Source organism: Winogradskyella bathintestinalis (assembly GCF_030407435.1).
Lineage (GTDB): Bacteria > Bacteroidota > Bacteroidia > Flavobacteriales > Flavobacteriaceae > Winogradskyella > Winogradskyella bathintestinalis.
This window is the reverse complement of sequence record NZ_JASDDK010000002.1, coordinates 709,314-733,105: the sequence shown is the minus strand read 5'-3', so window position 1 is coordinate 733,105 and position 23,792 is coordinate 709,314. Positions and strand designations below refer to the sequence as shown.

The 23,792-nt window shown below is 33.2% G+C and carries 20 protein-coding genes; 12 read left to right on the top strand and 8 right to left on the bottom strand.

Annotated elements, in window-relative coordinates; translation table 11 throughout:
• The first annotated feature begins 23 nt into the window (after nucleotides 1-23).
• From QMA06_RS08205 to QMA06_RS08195, 3 genes are all read left to right on the top strand, one after another.
• Nucleotides 24-497, top strand: a complete 474-nt coding sequence (locus QMA06_RS08205; protein ID WP_290206382.1) for an OsmC family protein — start codon at nucleotides 24-26, stop codon at nucleotides 495-497.
• 245 nt (nucleotides 498-742) lie between these two features.
• Nucleotides 743-1,282: a sigma-70 family RNA polymerase sigma factor gene (locus tag QMA06_RS08200; protein WP_290206381.1), complete on the top strand. Its 540-nt coding sequence runs from the start codon at nucleotides 743-745 to the stop codon at nucleotides 1,280-1,282.
• Between the two features lie 59 nt (nucleotides 1,283-1,341).
• A complete protein-coding gene (locus QMA06_RS08195) occupies nucleotides 1,342-1,956 on the top strand; it encodes a DEAD/DEAH box helicase (RefSeq protein ID WP_290206380.1) in 615 nt (204 codons plus the stop codon).
• 4 nt (nucleotides 1,957-1,960) lie between these two features.
• Here QMA06_RS08195 and QMA06_RS08190 read toward each other — a convergent pair whose 3' ends face one another.
• Nucleotides 1,961-2,356 (bottom strand): hypothetical protein, encoded by a 396-nt coding sequence (locus QMA06_RS08190; RefSeq protein ID WP_290206379.1) that lies wholly within the window; start codon nucleotides 2,354-2,356, stop codon nucleotides 1,961-1,963.
• A 117-nt stretch (nucleotides 2,357-2,473) separates the two neighbouring features.
• On the opposite strand from QMA06_RS08190, the gene QMA06_RS08185 reads away from it, so the two are divergent.
• Nucleotides 2,474-2,917 carry an Lrp/AsnC family transcriptional regulator gene (locus QMA06_RS08185; RefSeq protein ID WP_290206378.1) on the top strand — a complete coding sequence of 148 codons (444 nt, stop codon included), beginning with the start codon at nucleotides 2,474-2,476 and terminating at the stop codon, nucleotides 2,915-2,917.
• A 64-nt stretch (nucleotides 2,918-2,981) separates the two neighbouring features.
• Here the strand turns inward: QMA06_RS08185 and QMA06_RS08180 are convergent, their stop codons facing one another.
• Nucleotides 2,982-3,956 carry a YpdA family putative bacillithiol disulfide reductase gene (locus QMA06_RS08180; RefSeq protein ID WP_290206377.1) on the bottom strand — a complete coding sequence of 325 codons (975 nt, stop codon included), beginning with the start codon at nucleotides 3,954-3,956 and terminating at the stop codon, nucleotides 2,982-2,984.
• Between the two features lie 374 nt (nucleotides 3,957-4,330).
• Between QMA06_RS08180 and QMA06_RS08175 the strand changes: the two genes are divergently transcribed.
• A complete protein-coding gene (locus QMA06_RS08175; RefSeq protein WP_290206376.1) occupies nucleotides 4,331-4,933 on the top strand; it encodes a DUF1684 domain-containing protein in 603 nt (200 codons plus the stop codon).
• A gap of 150 nt (nucleotides 4,934-5,083) precedes the next feature.
• Here the strand turns inward: QMA06_RS08175 and QMA06_RS08170 are convergent, their stop codons facing one another.
• On the bottom strand, nucleotides 5,084-11,185 hold the full coding sequence (locus QMA06_RS08170; protein WP_290206375.1) for an alpha-2-macroglobulin family protein: 6,102 nt from the start codon (nucleotides 11,183-11,185) through the stop codon (nucleotides 5,084-5,086).
• A gap of 150 nt (nucleotides 11,186-11,335) precedes the next feature.
• Between QMA06_RS08170 and QMA06_RS08165 the strand changes: the two genes are divergently transcribed.
• The 3 genes from QMA06_RS08165 to QMA06_RS08155 all read left to right on the top strand — a co-directional run bounded on the left by QMA06_RS08165 (nucleotide 11,336) and on the right by QMA06_RS08155 (nucleotide 15,514).
• Nucleotides 11,336-12,280, top strand: a complete 945-nt coding sequence (locus QMA06_RS08165) for a tetratricopeptide repeat protein (RefSeq protein ID WP_290206374.1) — start codon at nucleotides 11,336-11,338, stop codon at nucleotides 12,278-12,280.
• Nucleotides 12,281-12,478: 198 nt separating this feature from the next.
• A complete protein-coding gene (locus tag QMA06_RS08160) occupies nucleotides 12,479-13,837 on the top strand; it encodes a UDP-N-acetylmuramate--L-alanine ligase (RefSeq protein ID WP_290206373.1) in 1,359 nt (452 codons plus the stop codon).
• A 72-nt stretch (nucleotides 13,838-13,909) separates the two neighbouring features.
• Nucleotides 13,910-15,514, top strand: a complete 1,605-nt coding sequence (locus QMA06_RS08155; RefSeq protein WP_290206372.1) for a right-handed parallel beta-helix repeat-containing protein — start codon at nucleotides 13,910-13,912, stop codon at nucleotides 15,512-15,514.
• 31 nt (nucleotides 15,515-15,545) lie between these two features.
• Here QMA06_RS08155 and QMA06_RS08150 read toward each other — a convergent pair whose 3' ends face one another.
• The 5 genes from QMA06_RS08150 to QMA06_RS08130 all read right to left on the bottom strand — a co-directional run bounded on the left by QMA06_RS08150 (nucleotide 15,546) and on the right by QMA06_RS08130 (nucleotide 19,975).
• Complete coding sequence (locus QMA06_RS08150) at nucleotides 15,546-15,848, bottom strand: immunity 53 family protein (RefSeq protein WP_290206371.1); 303 nt, start codon at nucleotides 15,846-15,848, stop codon at nucleotides 15,546-15,548.
• A 142-nt stretch (nucleotides 15,849-15,990) separates the two neighbouring features.
• On the bottom strand, nucleotides 15,991-17,835 hold the full coding sequence (locus QMA06_RS08145; protein ID WP_290206631.1) for a PLP-dependent aminotransferase family protein: 1,845 nt from the start codon (nucleotides 17,833-17,835) through the stop codon (nucleotides 15,991-15,993).
• An 84-nt stretch (nucleotides 17,836-17,919) separates the two neighbouring features.
• Nucleotides 17,920-18,804, bottom strand: a complete 885-nt coding sequence (locus QMA06_RS08140; RefSeq protein WP_290206370.1) for a dienelactone hydrolase family protein — start codon at nucleotides 18,802-18,804, stop codon at nucleotides 17,920-17,922.
• A 63-nt stretch (nucleotides 18,805-18,867) separates the two neighbouring features.
• A complete protein-coding gene (locus QMA06_RS08135; RefSeq protein WP_290206369.1) occupies nucleotides 18,868-19,383 on the bottom strand; it encodes a hypothetical protein in 516 nt (171 codons plus the stop codon).
• 1 nt (nucleotide 19,384) lies between these two features.
• Nucleotides 19,385-19,975 carry an FMN-binding negative transcriptional regulator gene (locus tag QMA06_RS08130; RefSeq protein ID WP_290206368.1) on the bottom strand — a complete coding sequence of 197 codons (591 nt, stop codon included), beginning with the start codon at nucleotides 19,973-19,975 and terminating at the stop codon, nucleotides 19,385-19,387.
• A gap of 108 nt (nucleotides 19,976-20,083) precedes the next feature.
• Here QMA06_RS08130 and radC point away from each other — a divergent pair, with 108 nt between their 5' ends.
• The 4 genes from radC (at nucleotide 20,084) to QMA06_RS08110 (ending at nucleotide 23,715) form a co-directional block, all read left to right on the top strand.
• Nucleotides 20,084-20,782, top strand: coding sequence for a RadC family protein (gene radC / locus QMA06_RS08125; protein ID WP_290206367.1), 699 nt, complete (start codon nucleotides 20,084-20,086; stop codon nucleotides 20,780-20,782).
• A gap of 111 nt (nucleotides 20,783-20,893) precedes the next feature.
• Nucleotides 20,894-22,189 carry a polysaccharide deacetylase family protein gene (locus tag QMA06_RS08120; RefSeq protein ID WP_290206366.1) on the top strand — a complete coding sequence of 432 codons (1,296 nt, stop codon included), beginning with the start codon at nucleotides 20,894-20,896 and terminating at the stop codon, nucleotides 22,187-22,189.
• Nucleotides 22,186-22,872, top strand: a complete 687-nt coding sequence (locus QMA06_RS08115) for a YjjG family noncanonical pyrimidine nucleotidase (RefSeq protein ID WP_290206365.1) — start codon at nucleotides 22,186-22,188, stop codon at nucleotides 22,870-22,872. Before QMA06_RS08120 ends, QMA06_RS08115 begins: the two co-directional genes overlap by 4 nt.
• Before the next feature lie 12 nt (nucleotides 22,873-22,884).
• Nucleotides 22,885-23,715 carry a hypothetical protein gene (locus tag QMA06_RS08110; RefSeq protein WP_290206364.1) on the top strand — a complete coding sequence of 277 codons (831 nt, stop codon included), beginning with the start codon at nucleotides 22,885-22,887 and terminating at the stop codon, nucleotides 23,713-23,715.
• The last annotated feature ends 77 nt before the right edge of the window (nucleotides 23,716-23,792 follow it).

Genomic DNA, 23,792 nt, shown 5'->3' with positions numbered 1-23,792 from the left:
TTTTTTACTTTCAATAAAAAAGTATGTCAATACATCACACCTTTAAAGCTAAAGTCAGTTGGAGCCTTGGCGCTGAAGACAGTACATGTAACCCAAGAACTTTTAGTAGAAATCATAAAGTTACCATAGTCAATAAAGTGGTTGATATACCGATGTCGGCAGCAAAGACCTTTAGAGGAGATGACACTTTATATAATCCTGAAGATTTATTACTATCAGCATTAGCCTCTTGTCACATGATGTCTTATTTATATGTGTGTTCTCAGCATAATATTGAAGTACTGAGCTACAGTGATTATGCTGAAGGCGATTTAGAAGTGTTAGCATCGGGTAGGGGAAGTTTTCAATTTGTGAGATTACGACCCGTGGTTACCATTAAAGATGCGACCCAAAAGGACTTAGCTTTAAGTCTTCACGATAAGGCCAACGCGCTATGTTTTATCGCTAATTCTTGTAATTTTCCAATTTCTCATGAAGCAAATATTAAGGTAGGATAGTTCGATTTAAAAATAAATCACATTTTTTTGCATCTTTTTTGAAATGTTCTCGTCTATTATATGAACCTTAAAAATTAGATATTATGAAAAATATAGAATGTAATTGCACCTGTGAAGGTTGCTCAAAAGGAAATTGTAATAATTGTACTTGCATAAACTGTACATGCGCTAATTGCAATTGTTAAAAAAGTGTTAGTTCGGATATCATAATTGGTATCCGAACTGATTTTGATTAAATTTAAGCTATGACCACAAAAGAGGTTTGGAAATTTTATGCAGAAGATATAAGACGCTTTATTTTAAGTAAAGCGAAAGACCCTGTGATTACGGAAGATATTTTGCAGGAAACTTTTATAAAAGTGCATACTAAATTACACACATTAAAAGATAAAGACAAATTGAAACCGTGGTTGTTCTCTGTGGCGCGGTATACGCTTTTAGATTATTTTAAAATTAATAAACAAGAATTTGTTGTTGAAGATCTAGAAGTGGAATCAGAACCCGAACCAAACTTGCACTCCGAACAAGATTGTCTAAGAGGCATCATAAAAAGCTTACCTAAAAAGTACAGAGACCCATTGTTTTTGTCTGATATTAAAGGCATGAAACACCAAGATGTGGCCAATCAACTACAGCTATCCTTACCAACCGTAAAGTCGCAAATTCAGCGTGCTAGGAAAAAAATTGCCCAAGGGTTTATGGATTGTTGTGGTTTTAAAATGAATGATGAAGGACATTTAGTGGGCGAAATTCAAGACAAAGCAGACTGTAAAGTGTGTCATTAATAGTATCTTTGATTCATACTAACTGAGACATTAATTCAGTTATGTTTTTAATAATTCACATGTCTTTCAAAAAATTACATCCTTTACTAAAAGAATCCCTAGAAAATGCGGGATTTGACAATTCAAATGCATTTCAGAAAAAGGTGCTACCCATTCTAAAAGGTGGGGCAGATGCTTATGTCATCGCACCAAAAGGAAGCGGAAAAACCACCGCATTAATTATTGCAGTTATTCATAAATTAAAAGCTCAGGCTTTTGAAGATTCTCCGAGAGCGATTGTAATTGTTAATGACAAACAAGATGCTTTAAATTTAAAAGCAGAATTTGACAGGTTTACAGCTACAACAGATTTAAGAGTTTATGCGCTCTACGACGAATATGATATCGATAAACAAAAAGAGGAGGTCTATTACGGACAAGATATAATTATAGCGACTTCTGCGCGTTTAAGTAAGCTCTATTTTTTGAATGGTATTCATTTAGGTGAAATTCAACTATTTGCTATTGAAGATGCAAATTATTTAGGGCGTAATAATGCTTATAATCATATTTTGCGATTATCTGAAAGTCTTAGTAAATGTCAGTTTGTGATTGTTGCAGATGCTCTAAATTCAAAAATACAGAACTATCAAAATGCTTTTATGAGTAATGCTCAACTAATTAAACAGAAATGAAAATTTACAACGTCATCATCCAATGGTGCTTTAATTTTCTAAACTTTTTAAGCTCACCACGAAGAATCGGTAAATAATCTCTCCCATTACTATTCGATTTTTCGAGTCGTTTACAGTTACGGTATAATCGCGCTGTTAAACGATCCAAACTTTCGAGGTGCTTGCTCTTTTTATCTGAGCAACTTTCACTTTGAGCGCTAATGATTTGCGGGGCAAGATTGGAGGACTGTTGAATAATATCACCTGTGAAATAAATGTCATTGTCTTCAGTGCCATCTGCATTCAAATAGGATAAATCCTGATTTAGATAGGTAGAAATACTTCGCGAAAGCACAATAATATCCATAGCCTTTTGATACACAGGCAAATCAGATAAATGGGACGGTAGATTGTAATTCATCATTTTAATAGCAATTGATACGAATTTAAGGACTAAAACTTAATTTATTCTTTAGTTATTAAAGCATTTTTGTATATTTGCTTTAATAATTATGTTATTATCACTTATTTTCTTTAAATGAATATCGATAATTTAAATTGGAAGATTTTAAAATGTCTTCAACAAAACGCACGTATGTCTAGTGCCGCCATTGGGAGGCAAATAGGTATAACGTCTCCTGCGGTTTCCGAACGTATAAAAAAGATGGAAGATGCCGAAATTATTCAGGGCTACACAACATTTGTTTCTCCCTTTGAAGCTGGTTATCAACTAAAAGCTCTAATTACTTTAAGAGCATTTATGGGTATGCTAAAACCATTTTTAGAAAAAGTAAAAACTTATGATGAAGTAGTAAATTGCTATCGAATTACAGGTAATGAAAATATCGTGATGGAAGTGGTTTTAAAGAATCAAAAACACCTTGAATCTTTTATCGACCAATTAATTAGTTATGGAGAAACCAAAACTCAAATTGTGCTCTCTCACGTCGTAAAGCATAGTGAAATCAAACCTTTAAAATAAGTGGTTTTACTAATTTTATAGAATGGTGCTGTGTATATTAAATTAAAACAATTGTGTCTTGTAATTAATTCTGATTCTGTTCAATATGATGGGCAATTAATTTAGCATGTATTCTAGAATTTTCTATAAACCATTTATGGGTTTCCATTCCACCGCAAATCACACCGGCCAAATAAAGTCCATCTACATTAGACTCCATCGTTTTGGGATTGTATTCAGGTATATGTTTATTGTCTTCGGAAAATTGTAAACCCGCATTAGCTAAAAATTTAAAATTCGGTCTATAACCTGTTAAGGCCACCACGTAATCATTGGGTAAAGTTTTTTCACCACTAGGAGTATTAATGATGATTTCTGTCGCTGTTATTTTCATAATTTCAGAATTGAAATAAGCGTTTATACTACCTTCTTCAATGCGATTCAAAATATCGGGTTTTACCCAATATTTAACACGATCACCAATTGCATCACCTCTCACAATCATGGTCACCTTACCTCCTTTTCTATAAATTTCTAAGGCGGCATCTACCGATGAATTACTCGCTCCAACTACCGCTATATTTTGTAACGTAAAGGGATGCGCTTCTTTATAATAATGAAACACTTTCGGTAATGCTTCTCCTGGAACATTGAGCAGGTTTGGAATGTCATAAAAACCAGTTGCTATAATCACTTTCTTGGCTATATAATTTGCCGTATTCGAAATGACTTTAAAGTGATGATTTGTTTTGTTAATGGACTGCACCTCTTCATAAAGATTAATATTGAGTTTATTGGAGGTCGTTACTCTTCGGTAATATTCTAAAGCCTCACTGCGTGTTGGTTTGGGGTTGTTACTGATAAAAGGAATTTCATTAATTTCCAGTTTTTCTGACGTCGAAAAAAAAGTCATGTTCAATGGATAATTGAATAATGAATTGGTTAAGGCGCCTTTTTCTAAAACTAGATAATCCCAATTTCGTTTTTTACATTCCAATGCGCAGGCAATTCCTATTGGTCCGGCTCCTATAATTATAATATCTTTTTCTAATGTTTGCATTTATAACTTTAAATTAATTCTCTCAAGCCATGCTTCACGATTTTTACCTGCTTGAAAATTTATCTAATCCCTATATGGGTCGTCTAATTGTGCCAGTTCCATATTCTAGATTTCACAATTTAAGTATTAAAAGTAATACCTTTTTAATTGAGTTTCGAAACAGTTGTGGAAAGATTTTTATACTTCTATTATATTGCAGTTTTATTTTCTATTGAAAGTTCATTCACCAATCGCCAATGCTATCTCACTATTACTATTTTCGAATAGTAATCATTTTAATATGACGTTTATAATTAGTACCAATCGATTTACTATTATTAATTTTATGGCATTAGGAGTTATGTTGTATTTTTGATATTTAAAATGTCTTTGAAATGAAATTTGCGCTCGTTTTAGTTTTAGTGGTTTTTTCAATGAGCTGTGCTCAAGGTAAGAAAGAAATTAAATATGAAACTCCGTTTCAGAAAAAAATGAATGCAGATTTTAAAGATGCTTCAAAATCTCCATTAAAGCCCAAAGATTTAAAAACGTTCGAAGGTTTAGATTTCTTTCCTTATGATTCCACATTTGTTGTTAAAGCAGAATTAAAACGTACCCCAGATACCCAATGGTTTAATATGAAAACGACGACTGATCGTTTATCAAAAGAACGTGTTTTCGGAATTTTAACTTTTGAACTGAAAGGAAAGTCATTTCAGTTAAAAGTTTATCAAGGCGAAGAACTGATGCAAACTAAAAATTTTGAAGACTATCTCTTTCTTCCATTTTTAGATAATACCAATGGTACTTCGAGCTATGGTGGTGGGCGATATATTGATTTGGAAATTCCAGAAGGAAATACGATTCAAATAGATTTTAATACGGCATATAATCCCATGTGTGTTTATAATGAAAAGTATTCTTGCCCACTTGTGCCCAGTGAAAATTATGTGGATTTGGAGGTAGAAGCCGGAGTAAAGGCTTATTTAAAACAATAATCTAACATTTAGAAAAACAGTGAACAAGGTTATAATTACGCTCTTTTAGCATTAAATTTTAATTTTCTCAAGCTTCTAGTTTTGCTCTTCTAGCTCTTTTATATTGTACCATATTTCTAATGTACAACTTAATAAACCGCAAATCACAAATCAATCCACCGAAATCCGAATACCTTCACTATGGCTACTAAACTCAGGTGCGTACATACTCTGAATGGTACTAATACCATTACTCATGTCCCCAGCATTATTCACACGTAAATCATATTCAAACACGTAAACTCCTTTTGGTAAATAGTCCATAAAGAAATTGGTCGCTGCATCTTTAGTACTTTCATAGTATCCTAAACCATCTTGCCACTTATATTGTGATAATACATTTATAGGTTCTAAACCAGCCGCTCGCATATCTTTGAGGTGTACAAACTCCATGGTTCGATCGGTACTTAGTTCAATTCTTACTCTAATTAAATCACCAACTTCTAATTTTGAATCTGATGTAATTTCTGTGATTTCTTCACCTTTGTCCGTATTTGATTTTAAGAATAGTTTCTTGCTTAATTTTAACGGAGATTCTGCTGAAGTAATTTTGTCTAAGTCTTCAAAATATTGCCAGTATAATGCACCCCAAACAATACCTTCTCCTTTTTTAGTTATCGTTACTTCGGCTTGGTCTGATGTAATTTCAGAACTGTCCCAAGATGTTTTGTAATAACCTGTGCCAGCTTCTACTTTTACGTAGTCTAAGGCTTCGGGCGAAATCGTTTCGTTTCCGACTTTTACCTCCACTTGCTCCGTTACGCTTAGCCAATCACTTCCTTGTAGTAATAAAGCATAAACTGCTTCTGATGTAGCTTTGGTTGTTTTCCAGCTATTGGTCTGCTTATTTTTTAGTAACCAAATCTTGAGGTTATCGATATCTTTAAGATTCTCCGTTTTGCTCTGAATAATATTACCAACTTCGGAAAATACTTCCACCATTAAGGCTTGCGTTTCAATAGGTGCTTGGTACCAATGCCAAGAGTTGGTGTTTGCCTTCCAATACATACCTAATTCTTCAGAAGTAATACTATTTTCTTTAAGCGATTTTACGATTTCACTAGCAGTTCTAGAATCATCCATTCTATTCATTGTTAATGCCATTAATCCTTTAGCATATATTGAGCGACTTAACCAAAACTTCTGAATCTGACTTTGATAATACTCCATAATTTTTTTGACCTCCGAACTAGGCTTTAATTCAGGATAAAAGCTTCTAGTATATAAATAATGTAATTGTGTATATGATAAGTGGTCTTTGCTTAGATCAGCATCTTTATCATATTTTCTAAGGTCTTTATACTCTTGTATAAATTCACTATCCAAATATCGTATTGCATTATAAACCATTTGTTGATGGTCGCTGGCAGAAATCGAGGCGACATTCAATTGTTTTAAATGTCCAAATCCGGCAATAATATGTTGCGTAATAAATCGGTTATCGCGCCCACCATTAAACCAAGGCCAAGCGCCAGAGCTATGCTGATTGTTTTTTAATTTGCGAACAGCCGATTGCAATTCATTATTCATTTTATTAAGATCGAATAACAAGGCGATGCGTTTTTTCTGTTCCGTTTCAGACTCCGCATCACGTAACCAAGGGGTTTCTTGTATTAATAAGGATTTCAATTCTTGATTCTTTTCTAAATTTGAAAGTAAGGCATCTGTTCCTTTCCAATTATTAAAAACGGCTTCAATTTTAGGGTTCGATTTTACAATATGTTGTGCCAAAGCATTGGCATAATATTTAGCAAAAGTCTGCTCGTTACATTCATAAGGATATTCCATTAAATAGGGCAGCGCTTGAACCGCATACCATGCAGGATTTGAGGTCATCTCTAAAGTTAATTTATGATGATTGAGCGTAGTCGAAGTCTGATTCTTCAACTTATCTAGTGTAAATGTTTTGGTCTGATTAGAACGAATCCACATCGGAAGCGTTTCCGTCACCATCATTCTATTACTTAAAACTGGTAAGGCATTTTGTTCACCATCACTGAGATCTCTAGCTTTTGCAATCACTTTATATTGGACAGCCTGTAAACCTTCAGGAATTTTTAATTGCCAAGAGACTTGCGTGTTGCCTTTGGCATCTACCGTGAAATTAGAACTATTATCATTATTAGAAAGTTCCGAATCAAGTGATTTACCATTAACAGCATCTGTCAATACTAATTGCGCAACACCAGATAATTCAATTTCTGTGAGATTTGCAATTTTAGTGCTAATTGTAATTTCATCGCCCTCTCTTAAAAACCTTGGAGCATTTGGTATTACCATCAATTCTTTTTGAGTTACAGTTTCTAATTGTGTCACCGCACTTTCTAAATTTTTGGTATGTGCCAATAATTGCAATTTCCATTTGGTTAAAGCTTCTGGTGCTTTAAAGTTGAAACTAACGTTGCCTTCTGCATCGGTTTGCAATTGTGGAAAGAAGAAGGCGGTTTCGTTAAGGTTTTTTCTTATTTGGCTATGATCGATGCTTAACGTATCGTCATTCATTCGATTTTCTGTTTCTAATTGTAGATTCGATTTTTGTTTCGAAGTCCTTGTTTCGTCAGAATTAATTGAGTAGCTCAAGGGTTTATTTGATTCCATTGCTGAATTCGCAATTGCCATGACCTCAGATTCAACCATAGCATCCTCCATAACGTCAACTCCAGATGCTCTTCCTCGTAATGACCGAGAGAAGTTATTGTAGTTACTACTAAGATGAAATCCAAACCAATTTAAATGGTCATAACTCTGATGGGGATAATTGCTTAAAACATTAAAATCATTAAACAATCTAAAATTTGTATTCCCAAAACTCTGACTAGAATTTTTATGGTAATAACCGTAGTAAATAGGTTGATTAATAGGGTTGAAGTTCCAGTTATGTACTCTAAATTCGTTTAAAGACGCATCATACATACTTGCTAATAATTCGGCAGAAACTTTATCTCCTTTAGGACCTTTTATTTTAAAACTCCAGGTTTCATTTTGTCCTGGTAGTAATTTGTCCCGGAATGTCGTGGTTTCAATTTCTAGATCGGATTTAGGAAATGGTACATTAACTTTAAAACTTTGGGATTGAAATGTGTTAAAAGCTGCAAAAGAGGTATGTACAACAAAACCGCCTAAATCACTTTCTAAAACAGGAATTGTAATCGTTTTTTTAGAATTGTTAAGTTCAACCAATTGTGTCATTATAATTGTGTCGTTCTTTTCAATTTCAACCGTAACTGTTATGTTTTTTGCTGCAGAACCTAAAGAAAGTTTTGCCATAGTACTGGTGTCGTAATTCTCTTTGTCTAATTGCGCTTCATATAATTGGTTATCGGTAACGGTTTTGTCCTTACTACTAAAAAGTGATGTAAAAATTTGGTCTTTTACAATTTGCCCAAATTTATCTTCGCTTTCCGCAACAATAATATACTGACCAGATTCCCATTTATTTAGCTTTTTAAATGTTATAGTTTTCTCTTTTTCAGTATCGAATTCATATTTAAAAACTTCCTTTCCCTTTGGCCAATTGGATGATTGACCTTCGTTATCGTAAGGTTCGTGAGGAAATAATTTTATAAATTCGGCTTTTGAAAGTGTTTGATAATCTGGTGCGTGCCACGGTCTTTTCCTTAAAACACGATCTGGTGCTTTCAGCTTATAAACTTTTAATTGTCCTTTTACTGGTACAAATTCACCATTAAGATTCTGAGAATTTAAAGTGAGTTCTATGTTCTTTTCTTCTTTGTCAATTTTTTGAGGTGCAACAATATTTATAGTCATCGCATGATAGCCAACATTAACAATAGTAGAGGTAGAGCGGGTTTCGCCATTTACATCTGTAATGTCCGCTGTAACTTCATAATTAAAAATAGGCAGGTTGTCTTTTGCAACACTTTCATCTGGAATGGCCTTAAAAGTAATTTCGAACTCGCCTTTAGCATTGGTTGTGGTGTTTCCGAAAGTGATTTCTTGTGGTTCAGCATTAAAATATGGTCGTCTCCAATAATACCAACCTGGAAATCTTATATTACGTTTTACGCGATAAACCACCTTTGCATTTGTAATATTACTACCTGCAAAAGCAATAGCTGTTCCTTTTACCGTGATACTATCATTTATTTTAAAGGTTTCAGTAATCGGTTGAAATTCTGGTTTGAATTTTGGACGTTTGTATTCTTCAACCGAGATTTGCGCATAACTAGAGGTGTTCGAAAACATTTCTATAGTGTAATTTCCAGTTAAGCCGTCGTTTGGTATTATAAATTCACCATGAACAGAACCAAACTCATTTGTCTTTAATAAATGTTCACCGACCACTTCTCCATTAACGTTTTTCAATCGCAATTTAGCAGCTTCATCAGCTGAAACTTTAGTATTGCCATTTTTAGATTTTGTGGCGATACCTTTAAAATAAAGGGTTTGCCCTGGTCTGTAAATGCTACGGTCCGTAAATAAGAAATTTCGATACTGTGTATCATTATTTTTATCTTGATAGCGTTTGTTATTAATGTAGTAATCTCCAAAATAACCAATATCGTTTTTAGAAATAATTTTTATTTGAACATTTCTATAATAGTTATTATCTTTTCTGAATTCAAATTTTCCATAGCGGTCGGTGGTAACCGTTTTGGTTAGTTGATTACCATTTTGGTTATTAGAATAAGATACTTCAGCTGTAGTATTGGTAATAGGACTTCCGTTGTGTCTGTCGATAATTTGGTAAATATTAATATCGTTTTCAGAGCTTTCAATTAGGGCTAAATCGGTAACTTGGATATGGGCAATCGCATAAACACTATCATCAGAATTTGTTTCTGCTTTAATAAGGTATAATCCGTTGGTTAAATTCGGCAATACAATTTCAGTACTATGGTTTTGGTAATCTCCTTCGGTTTTTAATGGACTCGAAAACGATTCCACACGATTCAGATTTTTAAAAAATGCTTCCCTTTCATTTTCTCGATAAATAGTCTTGTAACGGTCTAACTGACTTTTTGAAAGTTTATAAATTTTGAAATTTAAGTGTTTTAAGTTTTTATAACTCACTAAGATTTTTGAAGGCGAATTAGTCCCTATAAATTCTTCAGCTTGCATTTGTAAACTCGGTTCAGTGATTTGAGCTTTTAACGCTTCACACTTTTGAGCACCAAGACTATTTGGGAATTTAGATACTACAAAATTGCAGAGTTCTACAGCTTCTTTTAATTTCCAACGGTTTTTAATATTTATAGCGTTGTCCCCTAGATTGTTATTGTACAAGTTACCTTGCTTTTGATAAATTGTAGCAATTTTATAATCATACAAAGTGGATAAATCTGAACTTTTAAATTGATCTGATTTCCCTTTTAAAGTACTGAGAAGTAAATCATCTACACCTGTAAAAACAGCATGTGCTTTTACAAAATTTAAACGTTCTATATCTACATCTACAAAGGCTTTTGAAATTTGGTTTTTACGATGAAACCTTAGTAAGTTTTGATATATTTCCAGGGCATTACGTTGTAATGATAAGGTGTCTTTATATGCTAAATTTACCTCAATAAAAATGTCACTATCGGCAATAAATGCTTTGTTATCTATTGTAAATTTATATGCTGGTTGTGTGATGCTGTTTTCATCGGTTTTATAAAAGCTTAGTGCATTATGACTTAATACATCAAATAAAGTTGGTCTAAAGTCTTTAGAATTTTCCTGCTCATTTAAGAGTACGGTATAATCACGCAATGATTCTTGTTGAAGTAGCGTTTCATGTTCCAGCGAGCGTTGAAAATAAATATGGATTTCATTAAAAATAGTTTCTAAATCCCATGTTCTAAAATCGTCGCTAACTTTTTGTGTTGTTTTAGATCGATTATAAAATTGGTAACGACTGTCCTGAAAATATTGCCAATACATAGTCGCCAACATATTTTCTAAAAGATGTTTGGTGACAAGGTCTTCGGTAGAATCAATTTCTGACTTAAACCGATTAACGATCTTGAGCTGTGCATCTTCTTCAAGCGTTAGCATGTACTTACTGATGTGCAAAAGCGCTTTAATGCGCTGTTGCGTATGTTCAGTTTTAATGGCACTTTTATAAATGGTTTCAACTAAATCCGATGCACTTTTGGTAAGCCCTTTATCTTCCAGTTTTGTCACTTCTTTCCATTGTTTTTCAAATTCATTTTGAGCATCAGAAAAAGAAGCGAAGCAAATTATCATAAGTAATGGTATATAATATTTCATAGTGTAATATTTTCTACAAAATACATGCAAAATGTATTCCGAAAGCAGGCAAATTGAGTTAATGTCTTATTTCAATGAGTGAAGTTAACAATTTGTTGAGGATACTGCGCGTTAATAAAGTGTATTTTTGTCGCAAGTACCAATATTTATATGAATAGATTTTTGTTTGTTTTATTGCTGTCATCGTTCTGTTTTTCTCAGAATGCCATTACTAATGCCGAAACCTTTTTAGTTAAGAAGGAATTTGTAAAAGCACAAAAAGAGATGACTGTTTTCTTAGAAGCTCATCCTAACGACTTAAAGGCTATTGAGCTATTAGGCGATGCTTACGGTTATCAAAAAAAATGGGACTTTGCCATTGCACAATATCAAATTTTAACTCAAAAGCGTCCTAAAAATGCCAATTATCATTACAAATATGGTGGGGCTTTGGGGATGAAAGCTTTAAGCATTAGCAAATTAAAAGCCCTAGCGATTATTGGTGACGTAAAGGATGCATTTCATAAAGCAGTACTTTTAGATCCAAATCATATTGAGGCTCGTTGGGCTTTAGTTGAATTATATGTTACCTTACCTGGAATTATTGGGGGGAGTTTTTCTAAAGCATTGAATTATGCGCAGCAGTTAGAGGAGCTATCTAAAGTAGATGGATATTTGGCTAAAGGTTATGTTTACGAATACGATGATGAACCAGAATTGGCGGAAAAATATTATAAATTAGCTATTAAAGTAGGCGGGTCTGTAACTTGTTATGATAAACTAACGGAATTCTATGAAGATCAAAAACAACCACATAAAGCGATAGACAATTTAGAGGAAGCTAAAGACAAGCACCGCCGTAATGCCATGCATTACCAAATAGGCAAAGTGTGTGCTGATTATAACCTTCAGTTAGATAAAGGTGAAACCATGCTGAAAGTATATCTTAAAAATCATTCGGCAAAGGACGGCGTTCCAAAAGAATGGGCCTATTACCGGTTAGCCCAAATTAATAAGCATAGAGATAACACAGCAGAAGCTTTAGAATGGATAAATATGGCAATCGCTGGATTGCCAGATTTAGAAGTTTTTCAAGATTTTAAGGAGACGATTTAGATTGCAATCCTAAGCCCTCAGTCTTTAAATTGCAGCTTCGTGAATTATGTGAAAAGTTATTTATTTATTCAGTTTTTTGTCAATTTCTGAGCTTTTCTTACCTGTTGGCATACTGGTCTGTGTAACTCTGTATAATAACTTTTGAGAAATTAGTTCGTGGAATTTGGAATTTGAAATTTGTAAGTTGATATTTGTTACATGAACGTACATTTTATAGCAATTGGCGGTGCAGCAATGCACAATTTAGCCTTAGCACTTCACAATAAGGGTTATAACGTCACCGGAAGTGACGATGAAATTTTCGACCCTTCAAAATCAAGATTGGAAGCTTATAATATACTACCTGAAACTTTTGGTTGGTATCCTGAAAAAATAACGTCAGATTTAGATGCTGTGGTATTGGGTATGCATGCCAAAGCCGATAATCCTGAATTGCTCAAAGCCCAAGAACTCGATTTAAAAATCTACAGTTATCCAGAATTTTTATACGAACAATCCAAATATAAGACACGAGTGGTTATTGGTGGAAGTCATGGAAAAACTACGATTACTTCCATGATTTTACATGTATTGCATTATCACGATAAAGATGTAGATTATATGGTAGGAGCACAACTCGAAGGTTTTGATGTGATGGTAAAACTCACCGATAACAATGATTTTATCGTTTTGGAAGGAGATGAATATTTAAGTTCTCCTATTGATAGGCGACCAAAATTTCATTTATACAAACCCAATATTGCGTTACTAAGTGGCATAGCTTGGGACCATATTAACGTATTTCCGACTTATGAAAACTATGTGGAGCAATTCAAAATATTTGTAGACTCTATTGTTACAGGAGGAAGCATTAATTATAATGAAGAAGATTTAGACGTTAAACGTGTAGTGGAGGCTTCAGAAAATCAGATTAGAAAAATTGCTTATAGAACACCAGAATATACCGTTAAAAACGGGGAAACGTTATTGGAAACTTCCGAAGGCCCGATGCCAATTGAAGTTTTTGGAGCTCATAATTTAAACAACTTAGCTGGTGCAAAATGGATTTGCCAACACATGGGAATTGATGAAGATGATTTTTACGAAGCTATTGCAACCTTTAAAGGGGCTAGCAAACGTTTAGAAAAAATTGCCGAATCTAAAACAAGCGTAGCCTATAAGGATTTTGCGCATTCGCCAAGTAAAGTTAAAGCCACAACGAAAGCCGTAAAAGAACAATATAGGGACCGCACTTTAGTGGCTTGTTTAGAATTGCATACGTACAGCAGCTTAAATGCTGAGTTCTTAAAAGAATACAAAGGTGCATTAGATGCAGCAGATGTTGCTGTAGTTTTCTATTCGCCTCATGCGGTGGAAATTAAAAAACTAGAAGAAGTCACCACAGACCAAATCGCCAATGCTTTTGAACGTGATGATTTAATTATTTACACGAATCCATCCGAATTTAAAGACTTTTTGTTTGCTCAGAATTTTGATAATAAGTCGTTGCTTTTAATGAGTTCTGGTAATTATGGAGGTTTGGATTTTGATGAAGTAAAACAACTCCTACGAACTTAGGAGTCTCAGACTTAGAATAACTGATTCTAAATTTTGAGATAACCATGGTACAGTAATTGTAATTTCGCTACTATGAAGAAAACACTTCTATCCATAGCTTTAACACTTGCAGCCGTTATAGTTTTTGCACAACAAGAGTTTCATGTGTTTCCTGAAAATCATCCAGAAACACCTGGAACTAAATCTGGAAACGGAAGTTTAGAAAATCCTTGGGACTTACAAACAGCTTTAAGCCAAAAACCGAAAATTGTAAATGGCAATGATACCATTTGGTTACATGAAGGTATTTATAATGGTCGGTTTTCGAGTACATTAAATAGTACTATCGAAAATGAATATATAACCGTGAGTGCTTATGAAAATGATAAGGTAGTGCTTAACGGAAATGTGGATTCTACGGAAGACCAAACCTTGAAAGTGCGAAGCTCTCGAGTTATATTTCAAAATTTTGAAATAACATGGTTGGGTGATTTTACCAGACAAATCAACAAAGACGGTGACTTTAAGAAATTTGTTGTTGGTATAAATCACTTAAGTGGTACGAATTGTAAATTTATTAATTTAATGATTCATAATAATCCGGGACTTGGCTTTGGATCATGGAAAAATACAGGAGGCACATTAATTGCCAACTGCATTGTTTATAACAACGGTGGGCTTACTGCCGAAGGTAAATCTATAGGCGAAGGGTTTTATGTTCAAAATAATAGTGATACTGAAACCAGAATCTTACGAGATAATATAATTTTTAATAATTATTATAAAGGTGTTGAAGTCTGGTCAGCGGCGAAACATGCTGATACCGATTGGGTGAAAAATATAACCTTAGAAAACAATGTTATTTTTAATAGTGGCTTACCATCTCATTACCGGACAGTAGATAATATTATCGTAGCTACCGACGATAGGAACGGCGTTAATATTGCCAAAAATATTACAATACGGAATAATATACTTTATCATAATACTAATTTTAAAAAGGATGAAATCAATGGAGATGCGGCTTCCTTAACGCTTGGTTTTCACAAAGGAGCGCCTGTAGAAAATGTAGTTGTAGATAACAACATTATTATAGGAAGAAATAATGCATTACGAATATTATACGCTAAGTCACTAACCTTAACACGAAATAAAGTTTATACAGGTTACATTCATTTAGTGAATCCTGATGCATTAAAATGGAATTTTAACGATAATATTTATTATACAAAAAAGAGTAAGGCATTTAGAAATGGGAGTATTAAAAGTTATGATTTTGAAAACTGGAAATTGAATTTTAATTTAGATGCGAATAGTCACTGGAAACATATAAAAACATTTGATTTAAATAATGTTTTAGATATTACAGAAAATGTAAATAAACCAAATGAATTTAGAGTGGTTTTGTTTAATAAAGATGGAGCAGACGTTAAGGTAGATTTTTCTAAATACAATATAGCCCAGGCTGCCAATTACACCATAAGAGATGTAGAAAATTTTAAACAAATTTTAAAAGCGGGGGTTATGGATGAAACCAGTCAGATTATTTTTCCTATGAACTTAAATCAGGGGCAAGCCAATAAAACTTTAAATAATTTCGGAGTGTTTATTTTAGAATTTAAGGAAAATACAGTAGCTGAAATTTCAGCTAAGGATAAGGGCTTTTTTAGACGTTTCTTTCGTTTTTTAGGATTTTAAAACGACACGGTTGTCAATTTGACGTGTTAATTTACTCATTCTCAATTTTCTCAATCATTTCTCTAAATAAACCCAATAGAAAGGTTAATTTCTTGGCATCGCCAGCCGCCCTAAATCTTTTATTTTGAATTTTCACACCGTACCAATCCTGCTTACCATTTTCATTAAGAATCCATTTAATGTCAAGATTGGCAATTGACGTATTAGAAATATCAATTTCTACATCCCAACCTAATGGATCATCTAATGTCGTTATCTGTATGGCATCCCCTTTTTCCCATTCGCCATCAGCGTTCTCTTTAAACCAATGTTGTATCCACTCTAAAATTTCCATCTAAATATATTTGTAAAATTATTTGATTTAAAATATCATTAAATTGGTGTCCCAATAATGCAATGAGGTACAGTATAAAATTAATAATTAGAGTTTCTAATGTGTACAATTGCGCTCAGACTGACCTAAGATTGAAAAATCTCTATATACTGGCCACAAAATCTTGAAATACCTTTTTATGTAATTCCAGATCCAAATTAGGAGATAAAGCAACTCTGGCAATATAATCTTTATCGCTCTCTTTAGTTGTCCCTTGTGTTGAGGTTGCAGGAATGGTCCAATAACAACCTTTCAGTTGTCCGTAACTTACACAGTACTTACTGTCATTTGGGATTTTGGTAATCATTAAATCAATCAATTTATGATTCAATGCTCTTTTGAAGGTTTCTTTTTCTTCAGCAGTATTACCTTTTGTAGGTAAATCTAATGAAAAAACCGATGGTGTAAATCCGCGTTCTGCAAGTTCTTCTGAGACAAAATTAATTTTAGCTTCAGGTAATGTTTCTTGAATAAAATTGACGAATTCTCTTGTGTTTTTATAAGCCTCAGCGATTCTTTGGTTCATAGAAGGCATTTGTTTCGCTAAGATTTCATATTGAAGTTCAGTAGCTTCATTATCGCATAATTCTAAATGCAACTCAATTTTAGGCATTAAGGATTCCGCTTTTTTATTAGCTACACAATAACCCGCCGTGCATTTTCCGCCACTTGGAAATTTCGAGCCACTTGCGTAAGAAATAGCTCTAACGGTTGATAAAATTTCACCTTCCGCTAAAAATTGAATATTGGGACAGAAAGTTTGATCTAAAATGAAAACAGGGTCAATAGCAATGTTGTTAGATGCAGTTTTACGTTCTTGACTTAAGACTGCATTTAACTGTTGTAAATCTGGCACTTCAACTCTTGGGTTGGTCGGAATTTCGGCAATGATATAAGGAACGGCATCTTCCTTTGCGATTTTAGATAATACAGTTTCTAAACTTGTTACCATATCATTATCTCCATCGACTTCTAAATCTACCACTTCAACGTGCTCTAAACAAGCGGCAACACGTCTGGCTTGGTCATTAGTGCCTCCATAGCAATTGGTTGGTACGATGAATTTAATTGTTTTTCCACAGTGGTTTTGCATGGCATCATCAATCAAGCCCATCATAATGGCGTATTGAATAGATAATCCGCTAGAACCAACGAGTGGTTTTGCCGAGGTGCCAGTAATGTTCTTAATTGAATTTAAAACACTTGTTTTGTTAGCTTCAAGATTGTTTTGAGGATTATTGATAGTAGATTGATTGGCGATAGATTGTAATGCTACTAAACTATTTGAGGGTGTCATAGCAATGGTTTCACGACGTCGCACATGCTGAATATCCGAAATATAATTATCATTTTGAGTGCCATTAACTATCAAAATACTGCCAAGGTTTTCATATAAATTAATATGAAAATCAATATTAGCATTTTGGTTGATGGTTCCAAATTGATCTTGTTGCGAAATGAAAACCGTGCTGCCATCAAATTTAAGAATAGCATCTACATCATCAGTTTTTATAAGTCTAAAATCGTAACCGTAAACATGTTTGATTAGTTCCGCATCAAAAGATTTAGGTAAGTTACCTTTGTATAAGATTTGGGTGTTTTTACCCTCCATTAAGTTTTTTCTCAGAATAGCTAAAACAGGTATGGTTTGCGAGGAAAAGCTAATCACATTTTCTGCATTTAGCTTATTTAACTTGCCAATTGTCCATTCTAAAACTGAAGATAACGGATGTCCTAATCTAATATAGTCGTAAGCTGTGGGTAAGGCATTTAGTGCTGATAACTCTGAAATATTGTTAGTATATAAGTTTTCAAATTGATCTAAAAACTGTGTTTTTGCTAACTTTTCATTGTAAATATCTAGGCGATGCGTGGTGAGGTTCAACCAATCGCTTGGCATATTGATGAGTACAGATTTTAAATAATTGAGCATCGTTGAGTCTTGCATATTTTCCATAATTTAATGGGATGCAAATATACGTTAGTTCCCCTATTTATAAAACTTTACTAAGGGTTTGTCAACTGAACTTTATTATAAATGTTTCTTAAAAAAAGCGATAGTACGATCCCAAGAAAGCATTGCCGCTTCTTTATCATACCTTGGTGTAGTGTTATTATGAAAACCATGATTTACTTCAGGATAAATATAAGCCTCATAGTCTATACCATTTTCGATTAAGGCTTTTTCAAATTCAGGCCATCCTTCATTTACTCTAGTGTCTAATTCTGCGTATTGAAGTAGGAGCGGAGCTTTAATCTTTACAACATCTTCAGTTTCTGGTTGTCTGCCATAATATGGTACAGCAGCTCCTAAGTTTGGTAAGCGAACCGCCATCATATTAGAAATCCAGCCCCCAAAACAAAAGCCGACAACACCCACATTGCCGTTACAGTTTTCATGATTTTTAAGATGGTGATAAGCGGCAATAAAATCTTCTAGCATTTCTTGTTGGTGGCGTTGTTTTTGCATGGCTCTGCCGTCATCGTCGTTACCTGGATACCCGCCCAGCGGACTTAAAGCATCTGGTGCTAACGAAATAAATCCTGCTTTTGCAGTACGTCTTCCGACATCTTCGATATAGGGATTGAGGCCCCTGTTTTCATGCACAACTATAACACCTGGAAGTTTAGTTTTTTTATCTTTAGGTTGAGACAGTAGCCCTTTTATTGTGCCTCCACCTTTTGGAGATTCGTAGGTTATATAATCGGAATCTAAAGTAGGATCATCTGGTTGTACTATTAAATTATTTATATAATCTGGAGATACAAAACTCAATAGAGAAGATACGGTTAAACCACCAACAGCATAAATTCCTAGCTTTTCGACAAACTGTCTTCTATTGAGTTTGTTGTGTGCATAATCATCGTATAAATCGAAAACTTCTTGTTTAATATCTTCTTTTTTTAAATTTTTCATGAGGTTGTGTTTTTTTTTGAAGCTATTAAGTTACGTATTTTAATTAATTGATAAACAGCAATTTTAATCTTTAACTTTTTTGCCATCCATGTATTCATACTCTAATAATAGCCCTTCTTTAGTGTAGCAAAATTCTTTGCCATGCTTTTGCTTACCATTATATTCACAGCTATAAGTAAGTTTATTATTTTTAAAATTCTCGACAAGTATTAGTTTTCCGTTTGTGTCGTAAGTGTTTTTTTCTGAAATATTTTGAGTTTTCATATTAAAACGATACAATGCTTTGTACTCATAGGGTTTGGTAAAATTATAAATGACACTATCGGACATAATTTTACGTTTACCATTATAATAGTATTTAGCCGATAATATAATCCCATTTTTAAAAGATTCTTCCATTACTAAATGCCCATTTTTTCGTCGCTTTTCACAAATACCCGAAAAAAGAGAGTCATTTGAAACCTTATATATTAAATCATTATGGATATAAAGATCATCAAAGTTTAAGGTTTCTTGAGCACTTAAGTCTTGAACGACCATAAGTAATGGAAAGATTAATAGACTCCAGATGTTTTTCATATTAAAAGATTTTATCTAAAAATTGTTTAATACTATCTTGATTAGCTCTTACCAATTCCTCACGAGCCGCTTCAACATCTTTTGGCTTTTTATCTTGAGATAACTTAAATTTCCCTTCCCAATGCGTAATGTCAATTTCAAACATTTCAATGTATTTAAGGTTTTTATCTAATCTAGGGTTATCTGATTCTAAAATATAGTTATGGTCTGGCGCTTCTAAAAATTCCGTCATGGTAATTAAGGATTTTTTTAGTGCTATTTTGCTAGCATTGGCTTTTACTCTGCCTTTTAGATGGACTTTAATATAATTCCAAGTTGGAAGCTGGGATGTTGCATAAATACTGGGAGAAATATAACATTGCGGACCACTAAAAATTAGTGTCACCTCGTTGTTGTCCTTTAATAATTCCGCTTGTGGATTATTTATATCTATATGTCCGATAAGTTTTCGATCTTCATAAATTAGAGGTAAATGTGTAATTACAGGGACATTATTGTTTACCGAAATTAAAGTAGCAAGCGGATAGGTTTTTATAACTTCGATGATATGATGAATATCATTGTCTTGGTGCTGTTTTGGAGGGTATTTCATAAGTAATTATCTTGAATTTTTTTCAGGATATATAATTATCGATCAGAGATTACGAATTTTTATAGATTTATCTCTACGCTTAAAATTACAATTTTTTATCTTTAGTGCATGACCAAGAAACCGACTTCATTTTCTATTAAAAACTGGTCCCAAGACGATCAGCCACGTGAAAAGCTCAGAGACAAAGGGAAAACAGCCTTAAGTGATGCAGAATTAATTGCTATTTTAATTGGCTCAGGTAATAGAGAAGAGAGTGCAGTAGCACTGTGTAAACGTATTTTTGCAAGTGTTGATAATAATTTGAATGCGTTAGGGAAATTATCGATTGCACAACTAATGGATTTTAAAGGTATTGGTGAAGCCAAAGCTATAGCAATCACTGCGGCTTTAGAACTTGGAAGGAGAAGAAGGTTAGAAGATGTACTTCAATTAGATAAAGTGACCTCGAGTCGTTCAGTTTTTGATATCATGCAACCTATTCTTGGCGATTTACCGCATGAAGAATTTTGGATTCTATATCTTAATAATTCCAATAAGGTTATTCAAAAAAACCAATTAAGTAAAGGTGGTATTACGGGCACTTTAGTTGATGTTCGTTTAGTTCTAAAAAACGCTCTCGAAGTTGGTGCAACAGCTCTAATACTATGTCATAATCATCCGTCGGAAACCTTAAAACCAAGCGAATCTGATAAAAATGTTACACAAAAATTAAAAGTGGCCGCACAAAGTCTAGACCTCAAGGTTCTCGATCATCTTATTATTACAGAGAAAGCATATTTTAGTTTTGCCGATGAGAACGTTCTGTAGATGGATTAATCTTCAATTAAAATTTTAGAAATTATATTCAGAACTACTATTGGAAATATCACTAATGCATTGAGAATTTGTTATTTTTAACCTTTTGGAATTTCATAAGACATGCTTTTAGTTTATACCCATAAAATCACTCCACGAGTCTCCTATACGTTTAAGCACATCTGCAAACGTATTCTCGGCTTAGACGTATTTTTTACTTCTAAAATTGAAGATTTTATTGCACACGATAGTCTTAAAATGTCTTATACAAAACAGCCGTTAAGTAATGAGTTGTTCATAAGAAGTAATGAGTTATTGTTTGAAACAGGTTTGTCGGATGTTGACATAAATGTACAACAATGGGAAAACACAAAAGGTTTTTTTGCAACCGGAGAACGAAGTGATTTACCTTATGATATTTTTGCCGCGTCATTTTATCTTATAAGTAGATATGAAGAATATTTACCTCACGTAAAAGATGAGTATGGACGTTTCTTGGCTTCTGAAAGTTTGGCTTATGAACACAAGTTTTTAAATCAACCAGTCGTTGATATTTGGGCATATAAATTAAAGTCTATTTTAGAAACTCGATTTCCGAATTATAAATTTCCTGAACGTAAGTACAAGGTACAACCGGTAATAGATGTGCCAATGGCATACTATTTTAAACAAAAAGGGTTTCTACGGACTGTAGGGGGCACTCTAAACGATTTAAGACGACTTAAACTAAAACAGTTATATTCACGTTACTTAGTTATTATGGGTTTTAAACGCGATCCTTATGATACGTTCAAATGGATAATTAGAAAACAAAAGCAATACGATTTTAAGTTTATTGTACTGTTTTTAATTGGTGATTATTCCACTTATGATAAAAATATTAATACCAATAAAAAACAATTTGTCTCCCTCATAAAATCGGTTGCAGATTATTGCGAAGTGGGTATAAAGGCATCTTATTTAGCATTAGATAATTTTTCAATTCTTAAAAAGGAAAAACTTAAAATGGAAGCTATCACCCATACCGATCTTAACTCAGTGCGGCATTCGTTTTCTAAATTAAACTTACCGACATCCTACCGGAATTTAGTGGAATTAGAAATTCATCAAGATTTCACTATGGGTTTTATAAATAATATGAGTTTTAGAGCAGGCACTTGTACACCCTTTCAATTTTACGATTTGGATTACGAAGTACAGACTCCATTGCAAATTAATCCTTATCAGTGTTTAGATTATGGTCTGTTAAAATATTCATCTCAATTAGATAAAACCGAACATTTACAAAAAATAATTAACGAAATTAAGGCTGTAAATGGTACTTTTGTGCCCGTATTTCATAATTACTCTTTCAGTGATTTAAACCGTTGGAAAGGCTTTAGATCACTATTTAATTTAATTTTAGAATCTTCTAAATGAAAAACCAAATAAAACACGTTTTTTTCGATTTAGATCACACCCTTTGGGATTTTGATAGAAATTCTGGTTTAACATTTGAAAAGATCTTTAGTCTGAATAAAATTGAAGTAACATTACATGATTTTCTTTCTATTTACGAACCCATAAATTTAAATTATTGGAAACTTTATAGAGAAGAAAAAGTGACAAAATCAGCGTTGCGATACGGTAGATTACGAGAAGCGTTTGATGGAGTAGGAGTTGTAGTTGAAGATGATATGATTCATCACTTATCTCAAGCCTATATTGATAATCTTTCTAGTTTCAATCATTTATTTACCGGAACAATTGAAATTTTAGATTATCTTAAAGAAAAATATCAATTACATATTATTACCAACGGATTTGAAGAAGCGCAAGATAAGAAAATTACGACGTCAAATATTAAGCAGTATTTTAAAACGATTACAAATTCTGATATGGTCGGTGTAAAAAAGCCGAATCCTAAGATTTTCAATTTTGCGTTAGAATTAGCAAAGGCTAAACCTCATGAAAGTATTATGATTGGTGATAGCCTTGAGGCAGATATTGAAGGTGCTCATAAAATTGGTATGGATACTATCCATTTTGATTATAATGATGCTCATAATTCACATGGTTATAAACGCGTAACCAATTTAAAAACACTTATAAATCATCTTTAAATAATAAAAAACATGTTCAAGAAAATAATATTTACAGTATCATTTGTGCTACTTAGTTTATACGGAATGGCACAAAAAGATATTAACTCGTATAAATATGTACTTGTACCAAAGACCTTTGAATTTTCAAAAAATAAAGACCAATATCAATTAAATTCGTTATTGAAATTTTTATTCAATAAATACGGATATGAAGCTTATTTTACCAATGATAAATTACCAGACGATTTAATCTACAATCGATGTTTGGCATTAACCGCTGATGTAGAAAAAGCTAAAGGCGGGTTATTTAAAACCAAGTTAGAAGTCATACTCACAGACTGTTTTGGTAATAAAGTTTTGACATCTAAGACGGGTGAATCTCGTGAAAAAGATTATCAGAAAGCATATACCGAAGCGTTGAGAAATGCATTTGAAACGTATCAGAATTTAGATTACCAATATGTTCCAAGTCAAGATATGGTTATCGTGTCATCAGATAATAAAACTAAAAGTGCAAAGCAAACAACTACCGAAATTCAGCAAACTACGAATAAAGTAGCACCAATAACTAAAGACTTTGAGGCAAATACAGTAGCTGCCAAAGTAGAAAAGAGTGAGATCAAAACAGCTAAAACAAAGCATAATCTCTCAGATTTACATTATGCTCAAGACATTGAAAATGGTTTTCAATTGGTAAATTCAGAACCAAGAATTGTAATGGTATTGCTTAACACGGCAGCAGAAAATGTTTTTCTGGTTAAGGGAAAAAGTGCTATTGTCTTTAAAGAAAATGGTTCTTGGTACTATTCTGAAAATGATGGAAAACTCGGTGAGAAAAAATCTTTAAATATTAAATTTTAGAGAGGTAGTTTCAATTCGCTCTTATCCTTACAACTAGTTTAGATTTTCGCTTTTTACTATTGTTTGATTAATATAAA